We start from the raw sequence: 26,676 nt of genomic DNA on the forward strand, positions 1-26,676 counted from the left end.
GTTTAGCCGGAAAACTTTAATTTCAAATGCTGAATCATAAGCATTAACAAGAAGATAAGTGCCAATGAATAGTTTTTTTAAAGGAATAATTATTTTATGCATGCTGGTTAGTAGTTCAACTGTCAATGCGCAACTATTTGAACCTGCTGATAAAAAAGCCACTGCCGAAACCCGGCAGCTTTTCTATAGTATGCAGCGTTTGTTAAATGTGGGCGTAATATTCGGTCATCATGATGATTTGGCTTATGGTGTTGGCTGGCGCGATGAGCCTGGACGCTCAGATGTGAAAAGCGTTACCGGATCATACCCGGCCATGTATGGCTGGGACCTGGCCCGGATTGAGCATGATAGTATTTACGATATTAACGGTATTGCTTTTAAACAGCAAAAGCAGTTTGTAAAAGATGTTTATGCGCGTGGAGGTATCAATACTTTCTGTTGGCACATGGATAACCCTGCCAATGGTAAAACGGCCTGGGATACAACGCAGCATACGGTTAAAGATTTGATTCCTGGTGGTGCGTTTAATAGTGTTTATGTTGCTTATCTGGATCGGGCTGCAAATTACCTGGCCGATATGAAAGGTTCTGAGGGCGAAGCAATCCCGATATTGTTCCGCCCCTTTCACGAGCTTACGGGCAATTGGTTTTGGTGGTGCAAAAATACCAGCACCCCCGAAGAGTTTAAAACGCTGTGGCGCTTTACCATCGATTATTTGCGGGATAAAAGGAAATTACACAACCTGCTCATTGTGTTTTCGGCAGCTGATTTTGAATCGGAAGATGAGTTTCTGGAACGCTATCCGGGCGATGCTTATGCCGATTTTATAGGTTTCGATAATTATTGCACACAAAGTGTAGATGGTTACCAAACTAAACTGGATAAACGCCTGGGTATTATTGATGCCATTGCTGCTAAGCATCGTAAAATATCATGCCTGCCCGAAACCGGCTATGAAGGTATTCCCATGGCTAACTGGTGGACAGATGTGTTACTGAAAACCCTCGCTAAACATAAAGTTTCATATGTAATGGCCTGGCGTAACGGAAACGATCATCATTATTATGTGTCCTATCCCGGCCAAACCAGTGCCGATGATTTTATAAAGTTTTATAACAGTCCGCAAACCATTTTTCAAAACCGCATAGCTCCGCTGGGCATTTACGGTAAGCCGAACTGGAAACAGTAGTTCATGGTTCATGATGATAGTTCATAGCAAAAAGAAGGCGTTTTGCTTTTAGCCTTAAGCTTTCTGCTTTAGAACAACCAATCCCGATATTCCCGCCAATAATGAAGCTAACAAGATTCCATATTTAGCCTGATCAATCATTTCGGCCTGATCAAAGGCCAGGGCCGAGATAAATAGGGACATAGTAAACCCAACGCCGGCCAATAAAGCCACGCCGGTCATTTGTTTCCAGGTTGAACCTGCGGGGAGTTGAGCGCCAAATTTTACCATGAGCCAGGTAAATAACAATACGCCGGTAAACTTCCCGGCCAGCAAGCCAATGGTTACACCCATGCTCACCGGATTAATAAGTGACGAGAAAAAATCATGACCGATAACAATCCCCGCATTTGCCAGTGCGAAAAGCGGCATAATAATAAAAGCTACCCAGGGGTGTAGGGCATGCTCAATTTTTTGAAGAGGTGTTTCAGCGTCAAGACTAAGCTTCTTTATGTTATCAATAAGATGGTGCTGCTCGGGAGTAATAAGGGTGCTGTTATTGGGTATTTCTTTTTCGAAATCGGTCAGGTATTGTTTTACCGATTGAGCGTAGCCCGCCTCATTGATCCGCGTGCGTGCCGGTATTGTAAAGGCCACCAGTACACCAGCAATAGTTGCATGAATGCCCGAAAGTAAAAAGGCTATCCAAACTGCAAAGCCTATGATAAGGTAAAAGGCCGTACTTCTGATCCCTATTTTATTGCCAATAAGCAGCAGCACCAATAACCAAACTCCAACAGTAAGCGGCATAAGTGCTATATGGCTGCTATAAAACAGGGCGATAACTAAAACGGCCCCAAGGTCATCAGCAACTGCTAATGCAGACAAGAAAACTTTTACTGATGAAGGAATATGTTTGCCAGCCATAGATAATAGGGCCAATGCGAAAGCAATATCGGTAGCCATCGGGATACCCCAGCCATGGGCCGATGGTTTATCTGCGTTGAAAAGGAAAAAGATCAAAGCAGGTACCAGCATTCCGCCTAAAGCGGCGAACATGGGGAGCGATGCTTTTTTTACTGAGGATAATTCGCCGGCCATAAACTCACGTTTCAGTTCGAGGCCAATCACGAAAAAGAACAAAGCCATGAGGCCATCGTTGATCCATAGGTGCAATGGATGGTCTAAAGCATATTTATCAAAACCTAAGGACAGTTTGAGATCCCAAAGCTCATGATAACTATGCTGAAAAGGCGAGTTCACCCATATGATGGCTATAATGACGCTGATAAAAAGTACTATACCGCCGGTATGTTCCTGGTGTATGAACTTGCTTACCGGCTGCGTAATTTTATCAATGGGGTAGCTTTGTTTCATAGATGACCTAAAGTAAGGAATTAAGTTTGATTTTTTGGCGAAATGGCCTTTCGGTTATGATCCGGGTAAAACAAAAAGCGGCAATAAAGTATTTACCAATAAAATATCAGCTATGAACAACTATCAGCAAAAATGGATAAATACATTGCAAAACGCCCATATACACGGTTGGGAAATAAAGGCACAGGGAGATGATATTTTTGTAGAGATGCCCCACGTTACCGATCTGAAACTGATCAGGGATAACCTGCCCGAAACCCTGGCGCTGATGGCTTTGGATATTAATTTACCAAAGGAAAGGCTGAAATTTATTTTTCACAATGGATACGAGCAGTTTGAATACCTGCTTAATCCTGCTGCTGAGGATCTGGAACGGGAGGGCTAAAATCAACGGTTGCAGTTTCGTCGGGCAATTTTTCCTGGGTTTTATCCGAATCGATTTTAGCCATGGTTGATACCACAACTACCGAGATTCCCATACAGGCAATCAGGATAAACGAAGCCCTAAGTGTGGCGATACCTGCTATAAAACCAATAACCGGCGGGCCAACTAAAAAGCCCATGAAACCAATGGTCGATACCGCTGCCAAAGCTACTCCCGGCAGCATAGTTTTTGATTTGCCGGCCGCGCTGTAAACCATTGGTACTACTGATGATACACCAGCGCCAACCAGTAAAAAACCCGCCATGGCAGTATAAACATGAGGGAAAGCGACTGCTATCAACAACCCTGTAGCAGTTAACGAACCACTGACCTGCAAGGTGCGTTTCAAGCCAAATTTATGCGCGAACCAGTCGGCAACAAAGCGACCGCCCGCCATGGTGAACATAAAGGTGGTAAATCCTATACCAACCAATGCCTGCGGAGCAAGTACAACTTTTTTAAAGTAAATCACACTCCAGTCAAACATGGCGCCTTCACAAATCATCGAACAAAATGCGATAATACCTAATTTGATAAGTGATTTATCGGGCATTACAAATACGGGGCCTGCATCGGTCACTTTATCATCTTTCAGGTAACGGGCTGCTACTGCAACACCAATGCCAATCACTACCAGCATTAGTGAAAAATGATGAAATGGGGCAATCCCCTTTGCTATCATAAAAGTGCCTATGCCGGCACCTGTAAAACCGGCCAGACTCCACAAGCCGTGAAAAAATGCCATGATAGGCCGTTGGTAAAGCTGCTCGGTAGCTACAGCCTGCGTATTTACGGCTATGTTTACAGAGTTACTTGCAAAACCAAAGCACAGCAAGCATATAATAAGCTGAAAGGTATTTTGCGCCAGGCCTAAGGTTACCAGTGCTATAGCATAAACAAGTAGAGCACCAATAACCAGTTTTTTACTACCTATTTTGGTAATGATCCAACCTGAGAAGGGCAGGGAACACATTAACCCAACCGGCAACGCGAATAATACAGCGCCCAAACCAGCTTCGGATAAGCCCATATTTTGCTGAACGGTAGCAATGCGCGATGCCCAGCTTGAAAAACTTAATCCCGCCATAAAAAACATGGCCCCCACGGCAATGCGCAGCGTAAGTTTGTTGATGGTATCTTTTGAATCGGGTAAGTTGCTCATGTTAAAATAGTATTCATAGTGTCAAAATGACACTATGAATAGGCTGCACAAATATAAGGTAATTAATTATACTTTTTACTAAGCTAAATCGTTTTTTACTTTTAGGTGAGTTAAGCACCCTGTTAAAAGCAAAAGCGGTCATTTTAACCGTTTTAGGGATAAATGACCGCCTCCAGATAATATAGCCTCGGTTTATTTTAGCCTTTTATGTTAAATGAACCAACAATGGTATGCATATCACCAGTACCCAGATCCTTAAATTCAGCTTTAAACGTGCCCACTGCATTCCCTTTTGTAGGGCTTGAATGGTTTAGCGTAGTGAATTTAATTTTACCGCCCCAAAAAGTTCCCGGCGCATCGGCATTTATAGCTGTAATGTCGAAGGTTCCGGCAGATAATGTGTTGGCACCTATTTGAAATATATCTGAGCCATTGCCATTAATGTATGAAATCATAGTAGTTCCGGTAGTAGATATCGGACTTTGATCGATAGACGTGAGCATAGGGCCATTTTTAACAACTGTGGCACCGCCATCAACCCGGTAAGAAATTGTTCCCTGCGCAGCAGCCGGGTAATCAGAACCATCGTCGGCAGTACTGGTTCCTGTGCCAGTTCCCGTGCCTGTCCCGGTACCAGTTCCTGTACCTGTGCCAGTTCCTGTTCCTGTTCCTGTACCGGTTCCAGTTCCAGTTCCAGTACCTGTGCCAGTTCCAGTTCCAGTTCCAGTTCCAGTACCAGTACCAGTACCTGTACCAGTTCCCGTGCCAGTACCAGTCCCTGTATTTGTAGTAGGACTTACATCAATAGCCTTGGTTTCTTTGTCGGGTCCAAGAGGGGGATCGAGTTTGCAGCTGCTTACAGAAGCGGTTATTAAAAGCAGGGTAAATACTTTATAGTAGATTTTTTTCATATACAAAGGGCTAAGCAATAGTTTTAATGCCTTAAATATAAATAGTTTAGCCCTTTGTACGTGTATTTGAAAATATTTGATACAAATATTGTTAAGAAAAGTTTACAACCTTTTCAATTATTCACAGTCTCCATCCGGGCTGCATGATTCTCCTTCGATAATATCAAATGCCGGTTTGGGGTTTTCCAGTTGCCAACCGGCGAAAGCTTTAGCAAGCGTATCTTTAAAAATCGCCACTTCCTGCGCGCCGGAAACCGCATATTTACGGTTCATTACAAAAAACGGCACGCCTCGTACGCCTAAGTATTGAGCCTCGGCAATGTCATGTTTTACATCATCGGCATAGCTGTCGGTTTCAAGCGTTAGTTTAATTTCATCGGCGTTGAGGCCTATGGCTGTACCCAGTTCAATAAGGGTTTGATTATCATCAATATTACGGCCTTCAGTAAAATATGCCTTAAACAAAGCTTCTTCGGCTGCATCGCCCAGGCCATGTTTTTTGGCCAGATGAGCCAGCCTGTGCGCGTTAAAACTGTTGGCCACAACCGATTTGCTGAAATCATAGGTAAGTCCGGCCTGTGCCGCCATTTGGGTAACATGATTATTCATCTGTTCGGCATGATCGAGTGTCCAGCCTTTTATATCTGCCAGGTATTGATTAATGCTGATGTCGGGGTTGGTTTTAAGATCGGGATTGAGCTGGAAGCTTTTCCATTCAATCTCAATTTGATCTTTCCCATCCAACCCGGCAAGTGCTTCTTCAAACCTGCGTTTGCCTATATAACAAAACGGGCACATCACGTCCGACCATATTTCTACTTTCATCATTTCTTATTTAGTGTTTAAACAAATTTAATAGCTACAGTTGCTATCCCCGTAAGGGCAAAGTAAAATTTAAAAGCCTCCCCTTAACATCTAATTGTTTTTTTATTTGAACGATAGTTTTTTGTATTTGTAAATTTTTATAAATTAGGAAATTATAAACCGATTATAAACTTATTGAGATTAAGCCCATTGCTCAAGATTTATTGAACAAGCATGAGATGGAACAGTGCTAAAATATTCTGGATAGGCATTATCCTGCTGGTAGTGCCGGGTCTTATTCATGCTTACCTGTTAATGCCTTTTCCCGGCAGTCAGGACCTAAATGCCATAACTGTTTGTTATTATCTCGAAAAAATAGTTATGCCCCTGCGCCTGATCGGCATGCTGTTTATTGTTTGGTATCTGTTTAAATTCTACAATAAAAATACCTTTAAACAAAAGGCCGTTAAAGCCGCTGTTTTTGTACTTTGTTTAGGCAGCTTTTACATCACCGATTATATGTATAAAGCCGAAACCATGTTTAAAGAAACAGAAAAAGCTGTTTTTACAAACGGTTTGAGCAACCATGTGCCACTAAACTATCTGGTGGTTGGTGTGGTAAATAACGGCGTGGCAAAGGCTTACCCACTCATTTATCTCGGTTATCATCATAAGTTACAGGATGAGGTGGGTAATAAACCTGTATTGGTTACCTACTGTACAATGTGCCGTACCGGCAGGGTTTACAGTCCGCTTATCAACGGAGTGAGGCAAAACTTCAGACTGGTGGGGGCAAGGCATTATAACGCTATTATTGAGGACGAAAGCACAAAAACATGGTGGTATCAGGCTACTGGTAACGCCGCTGTTGGTAAGCTTAAAGGGCAGCAATTAACCGAATTACCCTATGAGCAAATGACGCTTGCTTCGTGGTTACAGAAACATCCCGAAACGCTTATTCTGCAGCCTGACAGGTTATATACTGCCGATTATGCCGACTTAAAAAACTATGACCGTGTACAGTTTGTTGATCGCGACAGCACTTTAAAAAATAAAGATTCCCTGATGCGCAAAAGCTGGATTATCGGGGTGATCATCAACGGAAAAGCGAAAGCCTACGACTGGCGCCACATGTATGCCAAACGCCTGCTTAACGACGAATTAAACAAAAGCTCGCTACTTATTGGTATTGAAAAGGATAGCCTAAGCTATCACGCCTGGAATACTTCGGTAAACGGCAAAACGCTTCATTTTAAATTGGACGATAAAGGTATGCTTACCGATGAAGAAACAGCTTCGGTTTGGGATTGGGACGGTTTGTGCCTAACCGGTTCGCAAAAAGGGCAGCGCCTTGCCAAAATACAGGCCTATCAGGAGTACTGGCATTCATGGAAACATTTCCATCCCGCCACTACTTTCTGGAAGGGCGACGAATCGCTGGAGCAAACGGCATCTATTTACCCACCATTTTAATAAACAGCTTTATTAAATAGCTGTCGCTATTTTACTGATATCATCGTTGCTAAGCAGGCTGTCTTCTGATACATTAGGGTAATACTTATTCAGGATTTTTTGAATAAGTTGATAGCTTTCAATAGATTGAATAGGGGCGGAGGCCAGTTCGGTGATGGTTGAGCCGATGAGCTTAAGCTTTTTAGCCTCGTATTGATTGATCACGAAATCAGAAGTTTTCTTACTGCGACTTTGTTGTATGAGTTCATCAAGTTTCTTGATCTCTTCAACCAAGTCAATAAGTTTTAATACTTCCACCTTTTTCATCAGCGCCAAAATTAATGATTTATTTGTAACAAGGGGTATAACCGCGGATAAGTTGATTTGTTTGTAGGAATGAGACGGCTAAACCGCGTGATTGTTACGAGCAAAAATTGCGCACGTTTTTAATGTGCGCAATTGTGATAAATTTAGAACCATGTCATTGCGAGGCACGAAGCAATCTCGTAGCCAATGCATGCCTGAGCTGCATAGCTACGAGATTGCCACGTCGCCCCAAGGCACGTTGCCTGCGCCGCTCCTTACAGCAATGACATTTTTCTGTTATTATTTCTTATCCTCTGTAGTATCCCTTTCAACTAAAGCCATGCCGCACTTAGGGCAGGTACCGGGTTTATCAAAAGTAAGATCGGGGTGCATGGTACAGGTGTACTTACCTTTTTTCTTTACGGTGGCGGTGCTGTCGGTTTTGCTGGTGCTTTTAACCGAACTGCTGCAGGCGCCAAGTGCAAGGCTCGCCAAGGCCAAAATGATAAAGCTTTTTTTCATTGATTATTTATTTTTGACGAATGAGGCAAGGCCGAACAGTGATACTACCAGCACGCCTAAGGCAGCCAGCATACTCACTATGTCGCGGATATTTTTACCCGCCCAGGTCATGCCGAAATACTTGTGTAAAAATATAAAAGAAAGCCCTTCGGCCCTGTCAATACCTGCAACTTTTGTAGCCAGTTTTGATGAAGTTGTTTCAATGTACCAATTGCTGCCATCGGCATAGCTCACCCGCTCAACTGGCAGTCGTTTGTTGATGAATCCATACTCGTTATCAAACTGCTTTACCTGGCTAACTTTTACCCGGCCGTAAAACTTATCAGGATCCTGGACGGTATGATAATAGGTACTCAGAAAGCGGGCATAATCCTCATCGCCATTAATTTGTTCTTTACCAGTTAAGGTATTGAAATAGGAGATCCGCTTTTTGTTATCGGTTACCTGGTAGTAAGTATTACCGCTAAAACTAACTGTGGCAACTCTTTTGGCAAGGCTATCGGCAATAGGCAGTTGCAAATTTGATATCGCTAACTGTTTCCTGTCTATCACCTGCCCGTAATCGGGCTTGGGTGTTTCGGTATTGTGCAGCTTTACCGCAAGGTGAAATGCACCGCTGATCACAAACGTAAACATCACAAAGGAAACGATGATCCCAATTTGCCGGTGATAACGATGAACGATCCGTTTATCCTCGCTACCATTTTCTTTACGCTTTTGGGTAATGGATTTAAACTTCTTCCACATTAAACCATAAACAGTAAGGCCGCTAATCAAGGCAAATAACATCACTGTCATGATGATGAGCAACACTACATTCCGGAAAGTATCGCCGCCAATATCGGCCAAAAACTGCCAGGTATGAAACTGCTCAAACAGCCACAGGAAAACCTTACGGGTATTATTATTGAACGTGCCCATGCGGCTCTGCGAGGTCTCAATGTAAATATCCATCCCATCCGGGCGGTCAAAACTGATTTTCCAAACAGGCAAAAGATGATTGATAGGCTGGTATTGCCCATCAAAGGTTGTTTGGTAATCTATATTTTTGATTTTGGATGTTGAATCCTGTGTAAAATAACGGGCGAGGTAAGTCGCATATAACCTGTCGCCATCTTTTAACAATATGGCATCGTTGGCCGAGTAATAATTGTACACACTATCCTTATCCAACACCTGGTAATAGGTGTTATGGTTAAAATTAACCAGGCCAAAATTCCGGATAGCTGTAATGCTGTTTTTGTCCATCACCTGCTGAATGCTGAGCACTGGTTTCATTTGGCTTTGCGGCACCGGTTTAAATACCTCCTCCGCGATAGACGGTCTGAACCAATTGGACATGAACGGGTGTGAAAGCCCGCTCAATGTCCAGAATATCACCGGGATGAGGGCTATTAAGCCCAACACCCGGTGCCATTTATAAAACTTGCTTTTTACTGCTGCTGATGCCATTGATCAATATTTTGAAAATGAATAACTGATGCCAAGGGTATATGTACGCGGCGGCGCGGCGTTATAAGTATCGCCGTACTGGCTGCTGGTTACCGTTGTGGCGTAAAGCTTATTGGTTAAGTTCAATACGTTGAACCAGATGCCCGCACCTTTCAATACGCTGCTTTTTACGTCATAACCTAAACGCAGATTATAGATATCATAACCCGAATAAGTTTTGGTATTGGCTGGGTTGGTAAAATATTGGTTAATGTGCTGCCACTCTGTTGCTATCCTAAAACCGGGCAGGTATTGTGGCTTGTAGGTAAGCTCGGAGTTTGCTATCCAGGCCGGAGCGTTGTTCATGCGTTTGCCATCATAGTTGGTTACCGTGTTGGTGCCGGTTGTGTAATTGGTGGTTACTTCGCTGTACTCAACGTAGGTATGTTTGGCATTGGTACCGCTAAACCTAAAGGTTAGCTCTTTAACCGGGGCTACGGTAAGCGAGTATTCGATGCCGCGGTGACGTGTAGCACCGGCGTTTTGGTTTTGCGTGGTGTTATCGGGCAGTAACTGGTTAATAATCTCGTTATGACCTTCCAAATCAAATATGCTCAGCTCAAAGTATAGTTTTTTATTAAATGCCGAAAACCAGCCGCCTGCTTCGTAATTATCAAAAGTGGCTTGTTTAAGTTGTGTTAGCTGGCGCGAGCTGTACAAATCGCCGGTTTCTGGTGGTTGAAAGCCTACACTGTAGTTGGCATAAATACCTTTGTTGTTGCCAAAGTTATAGGTGATGCCCAGTTTAGGGGCCACGATATTAAAATTGTTGGTTTCCTGCTGCTTGTATTTGGTTTGCCCTGCCGGGATTTCATTGTCAAAATTATAATGAACCCTATCGTAACGTAAACCGCCTACTATACGCAAAGCTTCTACTGGCTTGATCTCGTATTGAACATAAGCCGCTGTGTTGAATAACTTGATCTTGTAGTTATCGATATACCTGCCGGTGTTGGTGAAGCTGGTGTAATAGTTGTTGGCTACATCTTTGGTGATGTCAAGATATTGGGCATAGTATGAGCTTGGGCTGTCATCCATATAAACACCACCAATCAACCTCGAATGCAGGAAATCAAAATCAACCCGGTGTTGCGCCAGTAAGCCGTAGCTGTTAAATTTTTGATCGTTCACTTGTCCATTACTGCTTTTGTAAACGCCGTTTGCATCGCGAACGTCCGATATAAAATAACTTGGCAATTGCGCGGTTGAATTGCCACGGAGAAACAGGGTTACAAAAGTGCTGTTCTTATCGTCCCACTGATGGTCTAAACGTGTGCTGGCACGGAACGATTTTACCTTACGATAGGTAAAGCGTTGATTTGACCCGTAGCTGCGGTCATAAAAACGGGCGCTATCTAAACTACCCGGGGTTTGGGTATTAAGATAGTTATACGCTGCCGAAGTGGTGAGCTTGGTTTTGGCGCTGAAATCATAAGTAGTTTTGAAGTTGGCCGAATATTTATCAAAATCAGAATAATCCTGCCAGCTATCGGCCTGGTGGGCTACATATCCGCCTACATACAAGCCAAATTTACCTTGCGTAAACCCTCCATCAGCATCTACACGACGGTAATGGTAATTATCACCCTGAACAGACACATTACCTGCATAACCTGTAGGCGGTCCCTGGGTAATAAAGTTAACCGCGCCGCCAATGGAGTTACTGCCATAAAGCGATGATGCAGGGCCTTTGATCACTTCGATATCTTTAACCCCCGACATGTTGATCTCATAAAGCGAGTTATGGTTAAAGATTCCCGTAGGGCGAATAGGTACACCATCTTCCATATACAAGTAAAGCGCATTATAAGTAATAGGCTGGCGAATAGCCATGGTATGTTGCTCGTTGCCCAGGTTCACCATGTAAACGCCGGCTACTTTGTTCAGCAACTGATAAAGTGCTGTTGCTTTGGTATCCTTGATCTGGGTTGAATTAATTTTGCTGATGGCAATAGGAGCGTCTTGCCTTGCCTGGCCTTCGCGGCTGGCTGTTACTACAACAGGTTGCAAATCCACGGTTGATGGCTCTAATGCTACGTCAAGTTTTGAGCCTTTTATGGCAGATACTTCAACAATGCGGGCACTGTATCCCACCATGGCAAATTTGATTTGGGAGATGCCTTGCACGTTGATGCTATAATGACCCTTGGCATTGGTCATGCCCAGTTTTTCGCCTGTTTTAGCATCAGCTTTACAGATAGATGCACCCGCTATGGCTTCGTGAGTAATGGCATCTGTAACGGTACCCTGGAGTGTTGTTTGGCCGTAAGCCAGTGTTTTAGTAAGTATAAAAGTTATAAGTAGGATTAAATATCGTTTCATTATATAGTATTACAGGAGTTGCCTCCCGGTGTAAAAAATGGGTAGAGTAGGGTACTATATGTCATTGCGAGGAGGAACGACGAAGCAATCGCGAACTATGCAGATTCAGTCTACAGGGACGCGATTGTCATTTTTCAAATCCAATGACAATTGTTTTTTGATTTAGGGAATGAGTATATGCTATACGTGTGCGCAATTGGCATGCACCTATAGCAACAACTTAGTTGTAGTTATACAGCAGATATAACTATCCTGTACCATCAATCAAAAACCAATAAAAATGAAATGATTATCCTAACTGGGGAGGCTGAAATATCGTAACCGGGCGGTCGGCCGGTACGGTTGGGGTGTAAGGGGTTGAAATAACCTGCAACAGGCTGGAGTGGAATTTAACATCAGTTGAGCTGATGACATAAACCTCCTGAAAGAGGCTCTTTTGCGACTGCCTTTCGTCGCTGGCCTGCTTGTCCTCTGCCTGTTTGATCTTTTTCGCGAAGTAACATTTACCATCGCAATGCAGCCAGGGTCTGTTCCTGTTTTCGCAAAGCTTGGTGGCAATGTAGTTCCTGTTCATTTCAAAACCCGCGAAAATGAATAACCGCGAGAAATTGACCGTGATCAGCGAAAAGATGAGTAAATAGGCTGTAATACGTTGCAGCATGGCGCAAAGGTAACCCCTGCAATCTTAATACGCAACTTTAGTTAAAAGTCGGTAGGCTTAAGTTCTAAGTCAAAAGTCTGAAGTCCAAATTCTCCATTCGAAACTGACTTCCGACTTTGAACCTAAGACTTTATTGCCCCCGTTTCAACGTAGCATGCATATGCTGGCCTTTGTAAACCAGGTTCATACCGATAGAGTCCTGGTAAACTTTACCGGTATGGGGCGAACTGCCGCCCGGTACCGGGATACTGAACGAAAAATTGTCGCCGTTGATCATGCCATCGGTAATGGCAACATCGCCTTGCGGGGCATGGGCTGTACCCGTAAGTTTGCCGCTATCTATCTTAAAAGTATAACTTAAGGGAAAATGGTCATCGCCGGGAAGCTTTAATGAACCTATCCATTTGCCGTTGATATCGGCCATTGAAATAAAACTAAAAACGGTAATAATAACAAACGCACTAATCGCCAGGAACTCCTTTTTCATTGTTGATACAGTTTAAGCAGATGCCTATATGCAGTAATATTAAACTATATACAATTTTGTTGCCTTTAAGTTTAAATAAAAAAGAAAAACCTTACCGGTTGGGTAAGGTTTTTCTTTTTATCAGAGAGAGGTCACCCTGAACTTGTTTCAGGATCCCAAGAGTAGGTCAACCTGGTGGTACAACTTAGCAAGTGGGGTGCCGAAACAAGTTCGGCATGACGATCATCTTTGAAGCTTACTTCTTCTCAACCGGCCTTTTTAATACTGAGCTGCTTTTTGAGCCATTGATATCAAGTTCAACACTGATCGAATCGCCCATAAATTTACCTTTGTGAGGGATCACGATACCGCTGGTAGCTACAGTAAAGGAAAAATCGGTGCCGTTGGTTTTACCTTCTTTAATGTCAACATCTCCTTCCGGGGTTAAAGCTGTTCCGGTTAATTTATCGCCGTCAACTTTAAAGTTATATAATAATGGATATTCTTGGCCATCGCTTGTAGTCAGTTTACCTGACCATTTGCCGTTTAAATCAGCTATTGCCGCAAGGCAAATCATAAAGCAACTTACCAATAAAGTAGTAGTAAAAATCTTTTTCATAAAATTGAATTTTGGTTGAGATAAATATAAGAACCTTGATTTATAGGATGAAATGATTACATGATATTTTGTGCGATTTAAATAGCATTTAATCCTTGAAATTGGAGAAATTAAGGCTATTGAGCTCTTTTTAAAGTGCTATGGGCTTTTGAACCGTTAGCTTCGATATCCACACCAACAGAATCGCCATAAAATTTACCGGTGTGGGCGATATGAATATTTTCGATACTAACTGTAAATTTAAGACTATCACCTGTTATTTTGCCATCTTCGATAGGCATATCACCTTTAGGGGTTTTGGCAGTGCCGGTAAGCTTATTGCCATCTATCTGAAAATTATAAAGCAACGGATAAACCTCGCCGGTTTCTGTTTCAAGTTTACCTTCCCATTTACCCGCCATTCCGGCAATGGCTGCAAAGCATGCCACAAAACAAACTGTTACAAGGGCTAAGGTTAAAAAAGTCTTTTTCATAGCTGTTGTTTTCAATGGTAAATGTATAATCGATATTAAACCAGAACGTAAACTGTACATTAAGTTTACAGTCGGTGTCTTTGATAATTACATGGCAAAAACTGTACTACAAAAGCTTGATGATCAGCTCTTGCACTTTTTTTACATGCAGTTGAAATTTTAGGTGCTTTTGCGTAGGTTTTATAGTAACGATGCCGCAAACCATTCATTCCGAATGCTATATTAGCATCATAAATAATAAAATGATTTGGACAGAATTGACTTTCAGAAAAGTGTAGATGCCGGAAGATTGGTGTGTAATACAGGTGATAACACAAGAATGAATTATCTCTTTAACTACTTCTTTGCTTTTGTATTAATGGTATTGCCATTCGCCCCAAATTGGAGCGTTAATCAATATATTAGCTCTTTATCATCGCCACCGATGTTTGCATTTGCATTGGTTTTTGATAGCTGGATGATTGCGAATTTGTTGCTGTTTAACAAGTTACTGGTTGTTAAAGGTATCAGTGTGCAGAGCAGCAGGCAAGATATACGCAAGTCTTTGGACGAAGGGCGCCTGGAAATTTTGGATACAAATGGAGATCGTTTAACAAGATACATTCAATACCCTTATGATTATTCGTCTCAAAAACGCCTTATCACCTGTTTGTATACCGAAGATAGGGTTTACCTTAACATAAGCTCTCTCGACCGCCATGATGAACCTTCCTTGTTCTGTGCTTTTATCAATTACATGCGGTGTAAACAAGTGACCCGGGCGTTTAAACAATTACAGGCCGAAAGACAGCAAGATTAATTTTTTTATACACCGGTTTTTGAAGATAAATGTTAACAATACATTTCTAATTATTCAAAATGATTGTACCTTTAAAAAGCATACACTAACCTGGCGAAATCCTGTTTCGCTATACACTATTAAACAACCTATAATGATAAAAAAGATTTTTACCGCGCTGCTTTTGCTGGGCGGTAGTTGCCTGGCCGCTTCGGCACAGGACGTTCAGCTTAACAAGGGCTGGAAATTTGCCGTTGGCGACTCTACCCAATGGTCGTCGCCAACGTTTAACGATCAAAACTGGCAGAATATTGATGTCGCCCATTCCTGGGAGCCACAGGGGCATCCAAATTATGATGGTTTCGGCTGGTATCGCATTCATGTGGTGATCCCTTCATCACTCAAAGAAAAGGCTTATTTAAAGGATAGTTTGAGGTTAAACCTGGCCAGTGTTGATGATAATGACGAGCTATATTTGAACGGAAAGCTGATCGCTAAGTATGGCGGTAGAAACGGAACTATAAAAGATGGTAATTATGGTCCGCGTATCTATAATATTTCAGCTTCTGATCCGGCAATTTTGTGGGATAAAGAGAATGTATTAGCTATCCGTATTTATGATACCGGTGGCGATGGCGGTATTTATGGCGATAATTTTAGCATTGGAATGGCCGATGTAATGGATCACGTAGCGGTAAATACCGATGGTGATTTCACGTTCGGCGAAAATAACAGCCTGGCAAAATCGGTTAAATTGGTCACTACCAATAAGTATCAATACCAGGGTACTTTGGCCTTTAAAGTTACTGATCCGGAAAACGGCGCTGTGATTTACGAAAAAACAAATCCTGCAAACTTTACTGCTGGCAAACCATTCACGTATTCATTCGTGATAGCCCGTTTAGCTAAAAAATCATATACCATTACGTATACATTCAACGATCAAAAATCGGCTAAGGAGATTGTCAGAACCGAAACAACTCCTTATGTACTTACGCCTTATCCATCGGCCAAACCAAAAATTAACGGCCCCGATGTTTACGGCGCGAGGCCCGGAAACCCGTTCTTGTATTTAATTCCGGCTACCGGTAAAAAACCGCTTAGTTATAAAGCGGATGGATTGCCGGACGGTTTAAAACTTGACGCCACGACTGGCATTATTACCGGTGTGGTAAACCAAAAAGGTGACTACCCGGTAACCCTTACTGTTACCAATAAATTGGGTAGTAAAACCAAAGTGCTTACAATTAGCATTGGCGATAAAATTGGTCTTACTCCGGCTTTGGGATGGAACAGCTGGAACGCCTGGGGATTAAGCGTGAATGATGAAAAAGTAAAGATTTCGGCCAAAGAAATGTCAGACAAACTGGGCGCTTACGGGTGGAACTATATTAATATTGATGATGGATGGGAAGCGGAAAATCGTGCTGCCGATGGGGCTATTGTAGCCAACAGCAAATTTCCGGATATGAAAGGTTTAACGGATTATGTACATAGCCTTGGTTTGCATACCGGTATTTATTCATCGCCGGGCCCTCGTACATGCGGTGGTTTTTTAGGCAGTTGGCAACACGAAGATCAGGATGCCAAAACCTATGCCGATTGGGGATTTGACTATTTGAAATATGACTGGTGCTCTTATTCAGAAGTTACGCCGCCGCACCCTGACCTGCCTGCACTTAAAAAACCTTATGAGCTGATGCGCTCGTCTTTAAACAAGGTAAACCGTGATATCATGTTTAGCTTTTGTCAGTATGGCTGGGGCGATGTTTGGAAATGGGGTGCCGAAACCGGCGGTAACAGCTGGCGTACTACTGGCGACATACAGGATACCTGGAGAAGTATGAGCGATATTGGTTTTGGACAAGATCCAGCTTCACCTTATGCGGGCCCGGGACACTTTAATGATCCGGATATGCTGGTGGTGGGTAAAGTAGGATGGGGCCCAAGCCTGCACAACAGCCGTTTAACTTATGATGAGCAATATACCCATATCAGTTTATGGAGTTTGCTATCGGCACCTTTATTAATTGGTTGCGATATGGGACACCTGGACAGGTTTACACTTAGCTTATTAACCAATGATGAAGTGCTGGCCATAGATCAGGATGCTTTAGGTAAAGGTGCAAGGCAGGTTTCTAAAACGGATGAACAGCAGATTTGGGTGAAAGAACTTACCAAAGGCGAAAAGGCTATAGGTTTCTTCAATACATCTGACAAATACCAAACTGTTAACCTTGATGCTAACGATAAGCTGTTAAAAGGCTTTACCAAAGCGCGTGACGCCTGGGAGCAGAAATACCTGATAGCAGTGAACCATAAATATACTTTCAAAATACCTCCGCATGGCGTTAAGCTTATCCGGGTTATGTAAATATACCTCAGGGAGTCTATGAGAGACCCTGATAGGATGCAAATTGAAAAGAAACAACTATGGACACGCGTCATTGCTAGGTACGAAGCAATCCCCAATAAGCAGGTTCGCCCTGTATAGTTTGGGGATTGCTTCGTACCTCGCAATGACGTTTACGTTTTATTAATAGCAAAAAAAGCCTTTATCGGATAGATAAAGGCCTTTTTTGCTATGTTGTAACTGCTGCCGATCAATTCGGTATGTCATAATGATATATCGGCGCAAAAACGCCCTCGCTGGTAGTGTAATAGCCTTTACCATCTGGCTGAAAGCCTATAGCTTCTCCCTGCTTTTCAACTTTGTATTCCAATTCGCGTGGCTGACGAACCATGGTGTCCCAAATAGGCTCGTTATGCTGGCGACGCCAGTAGTAAACCTTGTCGTAGCTTTTCAGCAGGATCTGTTGCCCGTCTTTGGAGATATCACCGGCTGTGATCCATTTGAAAGGCTTAAAACCAGAAAAGAACAGTTTGCAGCGTTTGGTTAATACGGTTGTTGTATTGGCCTTATAATTTAAGGGGGTAGTATAAACTCCAACGGTATCACCTCTTTTACTTACAATGATCAATTGCTTATCAATAGGGTCAATCATCATGGTTTCAGCATCTTTAGGGCCATCGGGGTATGTAAAGTTTGCGCTCGCAACCGGGGTATTTACATTTGCAGTATTGTCTTTAGCCCACGATTTTTTTTCGATCGCACGGTAAATCGTAATGAATGGCCTGTTTTGCGCATTATCGCCTATATCGCCAATGTAAACGTAGCTTCTGCCTTTTTCGGGGCCCGGGCCAACGTCTATGTCTTCGCAATCTTGTACGCCAAGTTGGTGGATACTATCACCTTTAAAATAGATAGTTGATTTTAGCTTACCTGCTGAACTTATTGCAAAAAAACGGCTGGTATCGCCGCTGTCGTTATGTACATAGTAGGTATCCGGGTTGATGGATGAGGCCGCAATGCCCGAAGTTTCATCCATCTCCTTGTTATTGAGGGTGCCCGTAATATCCTGCTTGTCGAGTAGCCTGTGCTTGGCAAAGGCCCCCATAAAAAGCAGGGATATGATGGGTAGTAATATATTTAATTTTTTTGATCGGCTCATTCTGTTTCTTGCAAACAATAACGCAAATAAAGCGCATTAGTATGAAGTTGACATTAATTATTTGATTTTGTTACGACTATATGAAAATTTAACGGTCGACAACAGGCAAAATGAGCAATATTCGTACCATGAAGCATTTATGCCGATTCAAAAGCATGTAATAAGGCGTTTTGCCGGAATATTTCTGTCGGGCTACGGTAGTCTGCCAGTTCAATTTCCTGAACATATTTGCAATTGTAGGGGTGTCCGGGTTCAATAAAAACAGGCATGTCATAACCCTGTTGCTGGTAATACGGGGTGATGAATGCTTTTACCGGGAGATCATTGGCAGCAGAAACAACTTCGGGCGTTAATTTCTTTAATGGCTTCAGAAGCAGTTTAATTTCGCAAAGCTTGAAATTATCATAAAGCGGGATCCAGCGTATCACATCATCAATATTAACAGCTATGGCATTATGTTTTACACCTATAAGCGTACCGATATTAACGTCGCTGTTATTTAATAAACTAATGATTACAACCTGCTGACCAATATAACGGCTAAAAATCAGGAGTTGATCGGCTATGCTTATATGTTTCATTTTGCTAATTTTATTAGCAAAATACGGAATTTAGTTGATGAAATACAAGAATTATTTGAAACGAAATATAGTTTTTATGTAAACCTATGTTAACAAAAAAGGGCCCTTTTGAGGCCCTTTTTGATTTTCTTATTTTTCAACTTCCACAAGTTCCGACTTTGTTGGCTCGGCTTTAGTGAGGTCGATATCTGGTTTTGAAATGTCTGTTAACGCTACACGACCGCGATCCTTACGCAGGATACGATTAAACAGCGAGATCTCCCTATCGAACAGAAACTGGAAAAACAGTTTAGTCCATGAGGTATGATAGTGTAAAGTATCGTAGTACTCAGGAGCGGTTTTCCTGATCTCAGGAAGTTTGTTCCATGGGATAGATGGAAAATCGTGGTGCTCATTGTGGAAGCCTACGTTGAAGGCTACCGCGTTGAAATTACCGTAATAGCTGTATGTTTCCTGCTCTTCGGTAACAGTAAGGTAGTGCTCCTGGATCCAGCGGGCACCCAGTGGGTGAAGACCAACTGAAAATGAAAAGCTTAACAATAAAAAGGCAACAGCATGCCATCCCATAAAGTAGGCTATTGCAGTTGTAAATGCGGCCTGTAATAACCAGTTAGTCAGGATCCAGCCATCAAATGGGTGAATTTCCCTTAAACGCGATAAGCGGAATAACTGAAATACCGGGAAAAACAACAACCATAGTGCTTTACCAAAAAACGAATTGCTGATCAATTTTGCTTCCCAGCGGTTTGGCAAATCGGCATCAAGCTCGTGTACACCCTGAAAAGAATGGTGTTTGATATGATACTTTTCGAATGAAATAGCGCTTGGCAATATTTGCGGCAAATTGGCAAACATAGAGGCCCAGCGGTTGGCGTTACGGTTTTTAAAAAGCAACTGGTGTGTACATTCGTGTATCATTACAAACAATGCATGATCGGCAAAAGCGCCAAGTAAATAAGCAGCTCCGAAAACTATCCACCATGATTGATCGCGTACAAACCAGGCTAAAACTACCTGGAAAGCTACTAATCCAATAATGGCCCATATGGTTTTTGGATTTTTACCGATAAGCTTACGCAGTTGCGGAAACTCTTTCAAGATTTTTTTTGTACGGATTCGATGAGGTTCAGACTCCTGGGAATAAACAAAATCAGTCTTTTTAATCATATAGTGTTAAAACGTTAAATATAGCGATAACGTGCGCAAAACTTCATTTTTTTGTAAAAATTAATTAGCAATATCAGGAATACGTAGAATCTTCACGATTGTTTCATGTAAATTTTATATAGAATTTACGTTAATTTTGTTTGAAAACAATTACTTTAAAGGTATTAGGGATGGTTTTACGTGTGCCGGGTTCAAATTGTGCTACGCTTAAATAAATTTTATGCGTTTTAGCGTCCAGGGCCATTGTTCTGGCTCTTTCAGCTGTTTTTAAGGTTTGGATCACCTCATAGGCATCTGCCGATTTTTGTTTGATGATAGTTGTAACACCATCGCCGCATGAGCAAAAAATCAGTTTAGTTTCCGGATCATAAGCTACCGCGTCAACGCCGGCGCCAATTGGCAGGGTTGTGGTTACTTTACCTGTTTTGATATCGAAAACGCTTACGCCTTTATTTTCACGGCAAACAGTAAACAGTTTTTGATTAACGGCATCAAGCGCTAAGCCTGTAGGCCCGCCGCAAGGGGCAAGGGGATAGTTTTTAATTACTTTAAGGCTTTTGCTATCGATAACATCAAGACTGCTTTTATCTTCAAGATTGTTGTATATCTTTCCTTTTCCGTCGGATACTGCAAATTCAGGTGCGCCGCTCAGGGCTACTGAACCAACTTGTTTAAGTGCAGACGGGTTAATTACCGACGAATTGTTGCTCTCGCCATTAAAAGTAAACACGCGATCGGCAGAGGGATCATACATAATAGCATCCGGCCCGTTAGCGCCCGTAAGAGCAATGGTAGTGATGGTTTTAAACGTTTTCAAATCGAAAACTACTACGGCGTTTGCTTTGCCATCGCTAATAAAACCACGGTTAACCTTATTTACTATAGCTATGCCGTGCACGCCTTTCATGTTCTCGATAGCGCCAACCGGTTTTTCGGTATCCAGGTTAATGACATTTACAGCAGTGCCGTGAGATACATAAAGATTGCGGTTAACCTTATCAATAGATAAATAGTCATAACCGCCATCGCCCGGAAGCGCGATAGTTTTATCGGCTACATAGGTTTGCGCGGTCAACTTAAAAGGAGCCAAGCCAGCAATAAGCATAGCCACAGCCAAAATTTGTTTTTTCATTTCTCGGGATTGTTTATTGCCATGAAATTAAATCCCGAATCTGTAAAAATGCTGTGTTAACCGTTGTGGCTTTCATTAAGTTCATTTAAATGGGTTGTAAACCCTTTGCGGTACAATATACGCAGCATAGCCGGTAAAACAATAAGTAATAATGGCAATGCCGCTAAAAAACCTCCAATAACTGCAATGGCCAACGGTTGATGCAATTGTGCCCCTGCGCCTATACCTAAAGCAAGCGGCATCAACGCTATAATAGCACCCAGGGCAGTCATTAGTTTAGGTCTTAAACGGGTACTGATAGCAAAAGTTATGGCCTCATCAATGTTTTTGTTTCCATTTTCGATGGCGCTTTCTTTAAACTGGAGAAAAGTAAAAATGGCATTTTCGCCAATTATGCCTACAATCATAATTAGCCCGGTATAGCTGCCCACGTTAAGCGGCGTTCCTGTAATAAATAAAGCCAGAAAACTGCCGGCAATTCCCAAAATGCCTATCACTAAAATAAGCAGTGCTATCCTGAATTGCCTGAACAGGAATAATATCACCCCAAAAACCAGCAGGCAAGCAGTTACCAGGATAATAAGTAACTCTTTAAACGACTGCTGCTGCTGAGCATAAGCACCGCCATATTCCACATGATAACCGGTTGGCAAGTTTACGTTATCATGTATGGTTTTCTGAATGGCGGTTATCACAGTACCCAGGTCGCTGCCTTCCAGCCTGGCACTTACCACGTTCATGCTTTGCAGGTTTTCGCGGTTTATTTCGGCGTCGCCGGGCCTTAGCTCAACCGAGGCAAGTTCAGTTATCGGGATAAGCTTTCCGTTTGGTAAAAATATATGCAGGTTATGGATATCATTTACGTTAAGCGAGCGATTGCCCGGGTAAACCATGCGGATAGGGGATAGCTGTTCTTTCTCCAATAAATTGCCTATCACATTACCTTCCAGCGCGGTTTGAATCTGCATTTGCAGATCTGCGGCGGTAATTCCGTACTGTGCAATTTTGCTGTAATGCGGTTGGATACTTACCGTAGGACCGGCAATGATGATGCCTGGTAGTACGTCGGCTGCACCTTTAACCTTTTCAACCAGTCCGGCTATTTGGCGGGACAGGTTTTGCAGTGTTTGCTGGTTATCGCCAAATACCTTGATTTCGATAGGCTCGGCCGATGTGGTAAGGTCGCCAAGCATATCGGTTATCACCTGGCCAAATTCTACCTCCAGCGCCGGTTGAGTTTCTTCAACAATTTTGCGCAGGTCGCTTATTACCTCTTCTGTGCTTTTGGTACGATCTTTTTTAAGCTGGATAAGATAATCGCCGCTGTTAGGTTCTGTGATGAAAAAGCCCATTTGTGTGCCCGTGCGGCGCGAGTACGCAGTTACATCGGGATGTTTTACGATTTGCTTTTCAATTTGGCGCAACATGCGGTCGGTTTCTTCCAGTGAGGTTCCGGGAGGGGATTTGTAATCAAGCACGATAGCGCCCTCGTCCATATCAGGCAGGAAGCCGGTTTCAAGCATTGGCGGTACTATCACAATAACCGCTGCTAATGCGGCAATAATGATAATACTTACATATGGCCTGAGGATAAAGAAGCTTACCCATTTTTGTCGTCTTACTGTATGTACTTCCTCTTTTTTAGTTTTTGCTGCGGCATTTAATTTAGGCTTAGGGGTAACCAGCAGGTAAATTACCGGCAGACCGATCCAAGTTACAAAGAATGAACTTAGCAAGGTAATGATCATAGTATCGGTAAGTACCTTGAAATATGCCCCGGCCACACCGGTCATCAGCACAAAAGGAATAAAGATTACGATGGTACTAATAGATGAGCCCACCATTGCCGGGAAAAGGTAATCAATGGCTTTCCTAACCAAATGGCTGCTTAGCTCATCGGGGTGTTCTTCGTGTACCCGGTGAATCTGCTCAACAACTACTATGGCATCGTCAATAATTAAGCCTATGGATGCCGCAATAGCGCCAAGGGTCATGATATTGAAGGTATAGCCAAGCCAGTATAGTATAAGCAGGGTAAGCCCAAGCGTAACCGGGATGGTGATTAATATGGTGATACTTGCTTTAAACGATCTTAAAAAGATCACCGCTACGATAATGGCCAGCAGCAGACCTATCCAAAGGCTGTCGCTTACACTCTTTACCGAATCGTTCACAAAATCGGCCTGTACATAGTACGGCCTGATCGTTACGCCGTGCGGAAGTAGTTTTTTTAACGCATCAACCTTATCGGCCATGTCATTACTCACCGATATCAGATTGGCGTTGGGTTGTTTTATAACAGCAATAAGTACCCCGTCGTGCCCGTTGGCGTTAATGCGGGTATACTCGATACCTTCATTAACCTGTATGCTTGCAAAATCCTTAAGGCGCACTATCCTTTTTCGGTTATTGCTTATCACCAATTGTTCCAGCTGATCTTTGGCATTAATGGTGGCATCGGTAACGGTAAGGTACATGCGCTTATAATCAGACAGGTAGCCTTCTGATTTTACAAAGTTGGTGGTAGCAAGCGTGGTACTGATAATATCAGGCGTTAGTCCCAATGAAGTCATTTTCTGCTGATCAAGCGTGAGCCAGTATTCCTTCAGCTTACCGCCAATTACCCTAATCTCAGATACCCCGTCAACCTGCGAGAGGAATGGTTTTACCGTGTAAGTAGCCAATTGCCTTAACTCAATAGGCGACAGGTTATGGCTTTCCAGCGTGTAACCACTCACCGGTAAAATGGATGGGTTCATCTTAGCCACGCTGATATTTACATCTGGTGGCAGATCGTTTTTGATCTGGTCAATACTTGATTGGATGCGTTGCTGACTCAGATCGATATCGGCATTCCAGTTAAACAATGCAGAAATTTCGCAACTGCCACGGCTTGTGGTACTGCGTACCAGTTGCAGGTCGGGTACTTGTTTAATGGCGTTCTCTAACGGTTTGGTAACCGTAACCATCATTTTGTTTACCGGCTGCAGGCCTTGATCGGCAATGATCTTTATTTTAGGGAAAGTGATTTCCGGGAATAGGGAGGTTTGCAATTTAGAATAGGCAAACAAACCGCCCATAATAAAAAGGGCCAGCACAAGGCCTAAGGGCTTGCGATGGGTTATGAAGTAATTTTTACGCTGGTTTTCCTTCATTACTCCGTAATTTTAACTTTAGCCGTATCTGCAAGTCCGTAATTACCCGTTGCTACAATCTTATCGCCCGGCGAGAATTTTGGTGTTAAGATCTCTATCCTGTTACCCGCCTCAATACCCTTTGTTACCGGTGTTTTTACCGCGGTTGTAGGGTTAATGAGTTTCATTACCCAAAACTCGGTTTGGGTTTCGTTACTCAATATGGCCGATTTGGGCAACGATACCGTATGCGGCCTTACCGATTTAATGATGCGCGCTCTGGCTACAAGGTTTTCGGGGATAGGATTGGTGCTGTTTACTTTAAGTACAATGCCCTGTGTTTGCGACAACGAATCAACAGCGGGCATTGTTGAACTTACCTGTGCTGTTAGTTTTTCTCCTCCGGGAAGTGTTAATTGTACATCCTGATTGTTTTTTAGATAGGAGCGAAGCTCGTAAGGCAACTGCATTACAAATACAAAGCTTGAGCGGTCGCTGATTACGGCAAGTTGCTCACCGTCCTGTACATAATCGCCTTGCTGATGGTTTAGCTGGGTAACATAGCCATTACCGGCGGCCTTTATTTTGTTAATGCCCGAAAACTTAAAGGTAGTATCCAGCACATTGATGCTGTTACCAATGCTTTGCGCTTCTTTTGTTTTGATGCTGAATAAAAATTCGCCCCTGTTTACAAAGTGCCCGGGCAGGATATTTACCTTTTGGATATAGCCATTGGCATTGGCCTTAACAATGTTTTTTTGCTGAAATACAGATGTGGCGCTCAGGTCAATATAATCAACCATGGCACTATCGGCAACTGTGGTTACGGTTACCGGTGTTTGGGCAGCACCGCCGTCGCCTGCATCATCAGCCGGTTGGGTATTGCCTTTGCAGCTATACAGCAGTGTTAAAATCCCGGCAGCCAGGTATATGTGTTTAAATTTCATGTTATTTATTCCAGTAATTGAGCTGATTAATAAGTTGCAGCTTATTAATAGTGGTTTGTGTTTTAAGGTTTTTTATAGCAAGATAATTGTTAATAGCCAATACGAGGTCAGCCATGCGTACGTCGCCGGTTTGCAGTAATTGGGTATCAACCTTTATAAGACTTTCGGTATATTTCATTTGCTCGTCTATCTGCGCAATCAGCTTTTCAGAGCCATCTATCTGTTGATTTAACTGGGCAAGCTGCTGGCGGTATTGTGTATCAAAAAAAGCTTTGTAATTACGCCGGGTATCTTCTTCTAACGAAAGTTTGCGGTACTGGATTTTGCGCTGACCACCATCATATAATGGAAGCGTGAAACTGAATCCAACACTTACACCAAAGTTTTTGTAGGCCGGTCCGCTCAAAAAGTCGGAGTTGTAACCGCCGTCGGCCATCAGGTTTATCTTAGGTTTGTAACTAAAATCAAGCAGTGTGCGGCTGTTTACCAGTTTAAGACTATCCGTTTTATACTGGCTGAAAAAGATGCTGTTACTGATATCTGCCCGCATGTTTTTTTGAATGCCGGGGTCCTGAAGCTCAATATAGCTGGTATCTGCAATGCCGGTTAAATAGTTGAGTGTGGTATAGTCGTTTTTATACTGTAAGCGTGCTTGCGATAACGTAAGTTCTTGCTGCTTAAGGGTAACTAAAAAGGTAAGGTAATCGCTTTGACGATAAACGTTGGTGCGGGTTAGTTTTTTAAGCAGTTCTTCTTCGCGGTTGAGCAGGGAAATAACCTCTTGGTTAAATTTTACCTGCTGCAAGCTACCAAAAGCGGCTATGTATTGCGCGGTAACAGCCTTTCTCAAATCCTGCTCGGATATTTTGGAGGTATTGAGCACCGATTGCGATTGCAGTTTTACCGCGTCTATCTGCGCGGCGATATTTTTTTTGCTATCCAGCGACTGATTGATACCCAGTAAGGCCGCAAGTGTATGTTCATTGGTAATAGCAGGAGCATAGCCGTAACCGCCTGCAACAGGAGCGTAGAGCCCGGTGCTGTTGGCGCTTACCTGAGGCCTGTAACCGGCTTTGATACGGAGGCTATCTAACTGACCAGAGGCTATCTGGTTTTGGAGATCTTTTAATAGCGGACTATTGCTTTTGGCAAGCTCCAAATAATGTTCGAGATTGTAGGTTTGTGCCTGTGTAACAGCACTAAGCAGGCAAAATAAAAAGCCGAAAACCCATTTTATCCGGATGGTCAAAATAATATATGTTGTGTT

At 42.8% G+C, this 26,676-nt stretch carries 24 protein-coding genes; 5 read left to right on the plus strand and 19 right to left on the minus strand.

The window, feature by feature from the left end; genetic code table 11:
* Positions 1-64: 64 nt before the first annotated feature.
* Entirely contained in the window at positions 65-1,189 is a 1,125-nt protein-coding gene (locus EAH55_RS09370) for a glycoside hydrolase family 26 protein (RefSeq protein WP_121809389.1), read from the plus strand.
* Between the two features lie 54 nt (positions 1,190-1,243).
* Here EAH55_RS09370 and nhaA read toward each other — a convergent pair whose 3' ends face one another.
* A complete protein-coding gene (gene nhaA / locus EAH55_RS09375; protein WP_121809390.1) occupies positions 1,244-2,545 on the minus strand; it encodes a Na+/H+ antiporter NhaA in 1,302 nt (433 codons plus the stop codon).
* Positions 2,546-2,579: 34 nt separating this feature from the next.
* Here nhaA and EAH55_RS09380 point away from each other — a divergent pair, with 34 nt between their 5' ends.
* Positions 2,580-2,930 carry a hypothetical protein gene (locus EAH55_RS09380; RefSeq protein WP_121809391.1) on the plus strand — a complete coding sequence of 117 codons (351 nt, stop codon included), beginning with the start codon at positions 2,580-2,582 and terminating at the stop codon, positions 2,928-2,930.
* Here the strand turns inward: EAH55_RS09380 and EAH55_RS09385 are convergent.
* From EAH55_RS09385 to EAH55_RS09395, 3 genes are all read right to left on the minus strand, one after another.
* Positions 2,893-4,131 carry an MFS transporter gene (locus tag EAH55_RS09385; RefSeq protein WP_121809392.1) on the minus strand — a complete coding sequence of 413 codons (1,239 nt, stop codon included), beginning with the start codon at positions 4,129-4,131 and terminating at the stop codon, positions 2,893-2,895. The genes EAH55_RS09380 and EAH55_RS09385 overlap by 38 nt on opposite strands.
* Positions 4,132-4,328: 197 nt before the next feature.
* Positions 4,329-5,042 (minus strand): hypothetical protein, encoded by a 714-nt coding sequence (locus EAH55_RS31145; RefSeq protein WP_208644820.1) that lies wholly within the window; start codon positions 5,040-5,042, stop codon positions 4,329-4,331.
* A 117-nt stretch (positions 5,043-5,159) separates the two neighbouring features.
* A complete protein-coding gene (locus EAH55_RS09395) occupies positions 5,160-5,870 on the minus strand; it encodes a DsbA family oxidoreductase (protein WP_244228144.1) in 711 nt (236 codons plus the stop codon).
* A 210-nt stretch (positions 5,871-6,080) separates the two neighbouring features.
* On the opposite strand from EAH55_RS09395, the gene EAH55_RS09400 reads away from it, so the two are divergent.
* Positions 6,081-7,319 (plus strand): DUF3179 domain-containing (seleno)protein, encoded by a 1,239-nt coding sequence (locus tag EAH55_RS09400; protein ID WP_121809394.1) that lies wholly within the window; start codon positions 6,081-6,083, stop codon positions 7,317-7,319.
* A 12-nt stretch (positions 7,320-7,331) separates the two neighbouring features.
* Here the strand turns inward: EAH55_RS09400 and EAH55_RS09405 are convergent, their stop codons facing one another.
* The 8 genes from EAH55_RS09405 to EAH55_RS09440 all read right to left on the minus strand — a co-directional run bounded on the left by EAH55_RS09405 (position 7,332) and on the right by EAH55_RS09440 (position 14,158).
* Entirely contained in the window at positions 7,332-7,625 is a 294-nt protein-coding gene (locus EAH55_RS09405) for a hypothetical protein (RefSeq protein ID WP_121809395.1), read from the minus strand.
* Between the two features lie 279 nt (positions 7,626-7,904).
* On the minus strand, positions 7,905-8,126 hold the full coding sequence (locus EAH55_RS09410; protein WP_121809396.1) for a heavy metal-binding domain-containing protein: 222 nt from the start codon (positions 8,124-8,126) through the stop codon (positions 7,905-7,907).
* A gap of 3 nt (positions 8,127-8,129) precedes the next feature.
* Positions 8,130-9,578, minus strand: coding sequence for a PepSY-associated TM helix domain-containing protein (locus EAH55_RS09415; protein ID WP_121809397.1), 1,449 nt, complete (start codon positions 9,576-9,578; stop codon positions 8,130-8,132).
* Between the two features lie 3 nt (positions 9,579-9,581).
* A complete protein-coding gene (locus EAH55_RS09420; RefSeq protein WP_121809398.1) occupies positions 9,582-11,939 on the minus strand; it encodes a TonB-dependent receptor in 2,358 nt (785 codons plus the stop codon).
* Positions 11,940-12,228: 289 nt separating this feature from the next.
* The gene (locus EAH55_RS09425; protein ID WP_121809399.1) at positions 12,229-12,600 is read right to left on the minus strand and encodes a hypothetical protein; all 372 of its coding nucleotides are present in this window, start codon (positions 12,598-12,600) and stop codon (positions 12,229-12,231) included.
* 130 nt (positions 12,601-12,730) lie between these two features.
* On the minus strand, positions 12,731-13,087 hold the full coding sequence (locus tag EAH55_RS09430; RefSeq protein WP_112567926.1) for a hypothetical protein: 357 nt from the start codon (positions 13,085-13,087) through the stop codon (positions 12,731-12,733).
* A 235-nt stretch (positions 13,088-13,322) separates the two neighbouring features.
* Positions 13,323-13,685, minus strand: coding sequence for a glycoside hydrolase (locus EAH55_RS09435; RefSeq protein WP_121809400.1), 363 nt, complete (start codon positions 13,683-13,685; stop codon positions 13,323-13,325).
* 116 nt (positions 13,686-13,801) lie between these two features.
* On the minus strand, positions 13,802-14,158 hold the full coding sequence (locus EAH55_RS09440; RefSeq protein WP_162996802.1) for a glycoside hydrolase: 357 nt from the start codon (positions 14,156-14,158) through the stop codon (positions 13,802-13,804).
* A gap of 247 nt (positions 14,159-14,405) precedes the next feature.
* On the opposite strand from EAH55_RS09440, the gene EAH55_RS09450 reads away from it, so the two are divergent.
* Both EAH55_RS09450 and EAH55_RS09455 read left to right on the plus strand, forming a co-directional pair.
* A complete protein-coding gene (locus EAH55_RS09450; RefSeq protein ID WP_162996803.1) occupies positions 14,406-14,957 on the plus strand; it encodes a hypothetical protein in 552 nt (183 codons plus the stop codon).
* Positions 14,958-15,090: 133 nt separating this feature from the next.
* Entirely contained in the window at positions 15,091-17,310 is a 2,220-nt protein-coding gene (locus EAH55_RS09455; RefSeq protein ID WP_121809403.1) for a putative Ig domain-containing protein, read from the plus strand.
* A 229-nt stretch (positions 17,311-17,539) separates the two neighbouring features.
* Here EAH55_RS09455 and EAH55_RS09460 read toward each other — a convergent pair whose 3' ends face one another.
* The 7 genes from EAH55_RS09460 to EAH55_RS09490 form a co-directional block, all read right to left on the minus strand.
* Positions 17,540-18,448: a hypothetical protein gene (locus tag EAH55_RS09460; RefSeq protein ID WP_121809404.1), complete on the minus strand. Its 909-nt coding sequence runs from the start codon at positions 18,446-18,448 to the stop codon at positions 17,540-17,542.
* A 137-nt stretch (positions 18,449-18,585) separates the two neighbouring features.
* Complete coding sequence (locus EAH55_RS09465; RefSeq protein WP_121809405.1) at positions 18,586-19,029, minus strand: hypothetical protein; 444 nt, start codon at positions 19,027-19,029, stop codon at positions 18,586-18,588.
* Between the two features lie 129 nt (positions 19,030-19,158).
* Positions 19,159-20,196: a fatty acid desaturase gene (locus tag EAH55_RS09470; RefSeq protein WP_121809406.1), complete on the minus strand. Its 1,038-nt coding sequence runs from the start codon at positions 20,194-20,196 to the stop codon at positions 19,159-19,161.
* A gap of 130 nt (positions 20,197-20,326) precedes the next feature.
* Positions 20,327-21,328, minus strand: coding sequence for a YncE family protein (locus EAH55_RS09475; RefSeq protein ID WP_121809407.1), 1,002 nt, complete (start codon positions 21,326-21,328; stop codon positions 20,327-20,329).
* 56 nt (positions 21,329-21,384) lie between these two features.
* Complete coding sequence (locus tag EAH55_RS09480; protein WP_121809408.1) at positions 21,385-24,483, minus strand: efflux RND transporter permease subunit; 3,099 nt, start codon at positions 24,481-24,483, stop codon at positions 21,385-21,387.
* Positions 24,483-25,409 carry an efflux RND transporter periplasmic adaptor subunit gene (locus EAH55_RS09485; protein WP_121809409.1) on the minus strand — a complete coding sequence of 309 codons (927 nt, stop codon included), beginning with the start codon at positions 25,407-25,409 and terminating at the stop codon, positions 24,483-24,485. Before EAH55_RS09485 ends, EAH55_RS09480 begins: the two co-directional genes overlap by 1 nt.
* Position 25,410: 1 nt before the next feature.
* Positions 25,411-26,658, minus strand: coding sequence for a TolC family protein (locus tag EAH55_RS09490; RefSeq protein ID WP_121809410.1), 1,248 nt, complete (start codon positions 26,656-26,658; stop codon positions 25,411-25,413).
* Positions 26,659-26,676: the final 18 nt, after the last annotated feature.

Origin of the sequence: Mucilaginibacter kameinonensis (assembly GCF_003675385.1) — a bacterium.
GTDB lineage: Bacteria > Bacteroidota > Bacteroidia > Sphingobacteriales > Sphingobacteriaceae > Mucilaginibacter > Mucilaginibacter kameinonensis.

What these genes read in the sequence shown, in the direction of transcription:
- EAH55_RS09415 (WP_121809397.1), bottom strand. Translation starts at nt 9,578, where the DNA reads ATGGCATCAGCAGCAGTAAAAAGCAAGTTTTATAAATGGCACCGGGTG.
- EAH55_RS09435 (WP_121809400.1), bottom strand. Translation starts at nt 13,685, where the DNA reads ATGAAAAAGATTTTTACTACTACTTTATTGGTAAGTTGCTTTATGATT.
- EAH55_RS09410 (WP_121809396.1), bottom strand. Translation starts at nt 8,126, where the DNA reads ATGAAAAAAAGCTTTATCATTTTGGCCTTGGCGAGCCTTGCACTTGGC.
- EAH55_RS09425 (WP_121809399.1), bottom strand. Translation starts at nt 12,600, where the DNA reads ATGCTGCAACGTATTACAGCCTATTTACTCATCTTTTCGCTGATCACG.
- EAH55_RS09430 (WP_112567926.1), bottom strand. Translation starts at nt 13,087, where the DNA reads ATGAAAAAGGAGTTCCTGGCGATTAGTGCGTTTGTTATTATTACCGTT.
- EAH55_RS09455 (WP_121809403.1), top strand. Translation starts at nt 15,091, where the DNA reads ATGATAAAAAAGATTTTTACCGCGCTGCTTTTGCTGGGCGGTAGTTGC.
- EAH55_RS09480 (WP_121809408.1), bottom strand. Translation starts at nt 24,483, where the DNA reads ATGAAGGAAAACCAGCGTAAAAATTACTTCATAACCCATCGCAAGCCC.
- EAH55_RS09485 (WP_121809409.1), bottom strand. Translation starts at nt 25,409, where the DNA reads ATGAAATTTAAACACATATACCTGGCTGCCGGGATTTTAACACTGCTG.
- EAH55_RS09440 (WP_162996802.1), bottom strand. Translation starts at nt 14,158, where the DNA reads ATGAAAAAGACTTTTTTAACCTTAGCCCTTGTAACAGTTTGTTTTGTG.
- EAH55_RS09465 (WP_121809405.1), bottom strand. Translation starts at nt 19,029, where the DNA reads ATGAAACATATAAGCATAGCCGATCAACTCCTGATTTTTAGCCGTTAT.
- EAH55_RS09370 (WP_121809389.1), top strand. Translation starts at nt 65, where the DNA reads ATGAATAGTTTTTTTAAAGGAATAATTATTTTATGCATGCTGGTTAGT.
- EAH55_RS09405 (WP_121809395.1), bottom strand. Translation starts at nt 7,625, where the DNA reads ATGAAAAAGGTGGAAGTATTAAAACTTATTGACTTGGTTGAAGAGATC.
- EAH55_RS09395 (WP_244228144.1), bottom strand. Translation starts at nt 5,870, where the DNA reads ATGATGAAAGTAGAAATATGGTCGGACGTGATGTGCCCGTTTTGTTAT.
- EAH55_RS09385 (WP_121809392.1), bottom strand. Translation starts at nt 4,131, where the DNA reads ATGAGCAACTTACCCGATTCAAAAGATACCATCAACAAACTTACGCTG.
- EAH55_RS09460 (WP_121809404.1), bottom strand. Translation starts at nt 18,448, where the DNA reads ATGAGCCGATCAAAAAAATTAAATATATTACTACCCATCATATCCCTG.
- EAH55_RS31145 (WP_208644820.1), bottom strand. Translation starts at nt 5,042, where the DNA reads ATGAAAAAAATCTACTATAAAGTATTTACCCTGCTTTTAATAACCGCT.
- nhaA (WP_121809390.1), bottom strand. Translation starts at nt 2,545, where the DNA reads ATGAAACAAAGCTACCCCATTGATAAAATTACGCAGCCGGTAAGCAAG.
- EAH55_RS09420 (WP_121809398.1), bottom strand. Translation starts at nt 11,939, where the DNA reads ATGAAACGATATTTAATCCTACTTATAACTTTTATACTTACTAAAACA.
- EAH55_RS09400 (WP_121809394.1), top strand. Translation starts at nt 6,081, where the DNA reads ATGAGATGGAACAGTGCTAAAATATTCTGGATAGGCATTATCCTGCTG.
- EAH55_RS09475 (WP_121809407.1), bottom strand. Translation starts at nt 21,328, where the DNA reads ATGAAAAAACAAATTTTGGCTGTGGCTATGCTTATTGCTGGCTTGGCT.
- EAH55_RS09470 (WP_121809406.1), bottom strand. Translation starts at nt 20,196, where the DNA reads ATGATTAAAAAGACTGATTTTGTTTATTCCCAGGAGTCTGAACCTCAT.